2 protein-coding genes are annotated in these 4,419 nt (G+C 46.8%); both read right to left on the bottom strand.

From position 1 onward, the window contains the following. Positions 1-148 precede the first annotated feature (148 nt). Entirely contained in the window at positions 149-643 is a 495-nt protein-coding gene (locus AB4653_RS05790; protein WP_009847008.1) for an outer membrane beta-barrel protein, read from the bottom strand. 143 nt (positions 644-786) lie between these two features. After that, on the bottom strand, positions 787-4,419 hold a 3,633-nt coding region (hrpA, locus tag AB4653_RS05785; RefSeq protein WP_372103543.1), incomplete at its 5' end, for an ATP-dependent RNA helicase HrpA.

The following is a 4,419-nucleotide window of genomic DNA, read 5'->3' as shown; positions in this document are numbered from 1 at the left end:
GGTCTACGGTCTACGGTCAGAAAATACCGTCAAGATTACCCGGTCAATAGATACAAAAATGCCAGCTATCAAGCTGGCATTTTTTATGAGTTTTATTAACCCATCAAACAATTATCCGACCGCTTTTTACGATCGTCTTACTGACTAATTACAGTAGGTGGATAGTTGCGTTTAGAGAGAAAACGCCTGAGTCGTCATCTTTCATGTTGAAGTTTTGGTAGCTAGCGCCTACAGATAGTGGGCCAAAGATGAAGTATTCTGCGCCTACACCGTACATGATATCAACTTCGTCTTGCTTGAAGCCGTTCGCTTTAAGCTCGTAAGAGTGAAGACCACCCTTCGCGTATACGTGAAGAGGACCAAAGTCGATGCTTGGTTTGATTGCTAGGTAAGTTGTGCTTGCGTCTAGTTTAGTCAGTGTTTGGTTGCCGTATTTAACACTGTCGAAAGAACCTAGATCCCAGTAACCCGCTTCAACACCAATAAATGGAAGGATGCCCGTACCCACGTGGATACCCATCGCTGTCTCTTCTTGATTACCTAATGAATTTTGACCGCCCATTGCGCCGCCGTACAACCAAGAATCAGCCATCGCTGTTGAAGATGCACCTAGCAGTGCTAGAGCCAATAACGTTTTTTTCATATTCGACCTTTTTCGTCCTGTTGGCAGGCCTTGCGTGGTAATGAATTGCCACCAAGTCGCCCTGTATGTAATAACTATTCAATTAGTAATGCAATAAGCAAGATTTATACCCAAACCTTGCCACTGCGTCTAGCTTTATTCGTTTAGCAAGCATCAATCGCGTTTTTAACACGCTTATCTGATACTGGGTAAGGTGTACCGAGTTGCTGTGCGAAGAAGCTTACACGAAGCTCTTCTATCATCCAACGCACCTCTTTTACATTTTCTGGAACCGCGATCCCTTTTGGAATTTTATTCAGTAGCTCTTTGTAATCATTCATTACAGAGTCCACTTTGATCATATGAAGGCGATCTTTATTCGGGTCAATCGGCAGTTTTTCCATTCGGCGCTCTATCGCTTTCATATAGCGTAGAATATCCGGCAAGCGTTTCCAGCCGCATTCTGTGGCAAACCCCTTAAAAATCAAACCTTCTATTTGAGCTTTAATGTCTGAAAGCGCAAATGCCATTGAAAGATCCACACGCCCTTTCAGCTTCTTGCTGATGGCGAATGCCGTGGTTAAGATGGTTTCAACCTGTTGAGCAATCTCAACAACTGTGTCATCCAACTCTGCACGTACGTGTTCTTTTAGAGCTTCAAACTGCTCTGGCTCCCAAACTATGCCGCCCTTCTGCTCAATCAGCTTATCAATACCACAAGCGATACAGTCATCGATAAGATCGAGCACCTGTCCGTATGGGTTGAAGTACAAACCGAGCTTAGATTTGTTCGGTAAATTCGAGTGCAAGTATTTGATCGGCGATGGCACGTTCAACAGAATTAAACGACGCTGACCCGATTTCATTGCGGTGATCTGCTCTTGTTCTGTTTCGAACAATTTGATCTCTACGCTGTCTTTGGTGTCCACCAGTGCTGGGAAGGCTTTAACATCATAGCCACCACGTTTCTGCTGGTAGACTTTTGGTAACTCACCAAAGCTCCACGTATGCAGGTTTTGCTGCTCGATGTCATCGTCTGCCACTTTAGAAAGTGTTTCTTGAACCTTGTCTTTCAGGCTCTCTTTCAACTCATGCAGGTCTTTCTGCTCTTTCAGTTTGCGCTTGCGATGATCCACAGCACGGAATGTTACCTTTAAGTGCTCTGGAATCTGGTCTAACTTCCAGTCATCACGTACCACTTCCACACCGGTCATACGGCGCAGCTCTTTCTCAAGGGAATCCAATAGTGGAGCTTCAAGCGGCGTAACACGAGCCAAGAACGCATCAGCGTAGTTTGGCGCAGGCACAAAGTTACGGCGTAGCGTTTTTGGTAACGACTTAATTAGGCTAATCACCAGTTCCTGACGTAGGCCTGGGATCTGCCAATCAAAACCGTTCTGGTCTATTTGGTTCAAGATAGGCAGCGGAATGTGTACCGTTACACCATCGTTGTCGTCGCCCGGCTCAAATTGGTAGCTCAGCTTCAGCTTGATACCATTTTGATGCCAGAAGTTCGGGTAATCCAAATCAGTAACGTGGCTAGCATCGCCTCGGAACAGCATCGACTTTTCAAAGTTAAGCAGTTCCGGTGTTTTCTGGCTGGTCTTCTTCCACCATGTATCGAAGTGACGGCCTGAAACCGCCTCTTCGCCAACACGTTGGTCATAAAAGTCGAACAGTTCATCATCGTCGATCAAGATGTCACGACGACGCGATTTATGTTCTAGCTCTTCTACTTCTTGCAGTAGCTTGCGGTTCTGTTTGAAGAAGGCATGTTTTGTTTCCCACTCTCCCTCTACCAATGCGCTGCGTACAAACAACTCACGGCTGACAGTAGCATCAATGGCACCGTAATTAACCAAACGTTTCGGAATGATTGGAATTCCGTAAAGCATCACTTTTTCGTGTGCCATTACTGCCGCTTGCTTCTTCGACCAATGTGGTTCGCTGTAGCTGCGCTTAATCAGGTGTTTCGCTAGTGGTTCAATCCATTCAGGCTGAATCTTCGCGATAACACGACCCCAAAGTTTTGAGGTTTCCACCAGCTCAGCAGACATGATCCACTTTGGTTGTTTCTTAAATAAGCCAGACGCAGGGAAGATATGGAAGCGTGCGTTACGAGCACCTTGATATTCATTCTTCTCTTGGTCTTTCATACCGATGTGCGAAAGTAAACCAGATAGCAGAGACATGTGAATGCCATCGTAGCTGCCCGGTTCTGTATTCAGCTTGGTGTCCAATTCACGCATTGCTTGGTGAATTTGGAAGTACACATCTTGCCATTCACGGATACGTAAATAGTTCAGGTAATCTTGCTTACACTGTTTGCGGAACTGGTTACTCGACAGCTCTTTTTGTTGCTGCTTAACGTAATCCCAAAGGTTCACAAACGTGATGAAATCCGACTCTTTATCGAAGAAGCGCTTGTGCTTATCGTCAGATGATTGTTGCTTGTCTGATGGACGCTCACGCGGGTCTTGAATCGACAATGCAGAGGCAATCACCATTACTTCGTGCAAACAGCGGTTGCTTGGCGCTTCAATCACCATACGCGCTAAACGTGGATCAATCGGCAGCTTAGCGAGCTTACGACCAATTGCCGTTAGCTTCTTCTTATCGTCGCCATGGTTCTTGTTTTTGTTCGCTGACGGTTCAACGGTCGCGATCGCACCCAACTCTTCAAGCAGCCTTACACCATCTTGAATATTGCGCTTATCGGGCGCTTCAACAAATGGGAATGCTTGAATGTCGCCTAGGCCTAACGCTGTCATCTGAAGGATAACCGATGCTAGGTTAGTACGAAGAATCTCAGGGTCAGTAAACTCTGGGCGTGATTCAAAATCTTCCTCAGAGTACAGGCGAATACAGATACCTTCAGCAACACGACCACAACGACCTTTACGCTGGTTAGCACTCGCTTGAGACACTGGCTCAATCGGTAGGCGCTGTACTTTAGTGCGGTAGCTGTAACGGCTGATACGCGCCGTACCCGGGTCGATGACATACTTAATACCCGGAACGGTTAACGAGGTTTCTGCCACGTTGGTCGCCAGAACGATGCGTCGACCAGTATGAGACTGGAAGATACGGTTCTGTTCACCCGCAGAAAGGCGTGCGTAAAGCGGAACAATTTCGGTATCACGCAAGTTACGTTTACTTAAAGAGTCCGCGGTATCACGAATCTCACGCTCACCGTTCATGAAGATCAAGATATCGCCTTGGCCTTCATCACACAGCTCATCAACGGCTTCAAAGATACCTTCGATTTGATCGCGGTCTGAATCACTGTCATCACCACCTAGTGGGCGGTAACGCGTATCTACTGGGTAAGTACGGCCTGACACTTCAATGATCGGCGCGTTGTTAAAGTGCTTCGAGAAACGCTCAGGATCGATAGTCGCCGACGTGATAATCACTTTCAAGTCAGGACGCTTTGGTAGAAGCTCTCTCAAGTAACCCATGATGAAGTCGATATTCAGGCTACGTTCGTGCGCTTCATCGATAATGATGGTGTCGTACTGGCTTAAGAAACGGTCGTGTTGAATTTCCGCCAGTAGAATACCGTCGGTCATCAATTTGATTTGGGTGTTTTCAGAAATTTGGTCGTTGAATCGAACCTTGTAACCAACGAATTCACCCAACTGCGTTTCCATCTCTTCCGCAATACGGTTTGCAACCGAACGCGCCGCAAGGCGACGAGGCTGAGTATGACCAATTAGGCCAAAACGACCTCGGCCAAGCTCAGAACAGATCTTGGGTAACTGAGTAGTTTTACCCGACCCCGTTTCACCCGCCAC

Source organism: Vibrio sp. 10N.222.48.A3 (assembly GCF_041475345.1).
Taxonomy (GTDB): domain Bacteria; phylum Pseudomonadota; class Gammaproteobacteria; order Enterobacterales; family Vibrionaceae; genus Vibrio; species Vibrio tasmaniensis_A.
This window is presented reverse-complemented; position numbering and strand designations above follow the sequence as displayed.

What these genes read in the sequence shown, in the direction of transcription:
- AB4653_RS05790 (WP_009847008.1), bottom strand. Translation starts at nt 643, where the DNA reads ATGAAAAAAACGTTATTGGCTCTAGCACTGCTAGGTGCATCTTCAACA.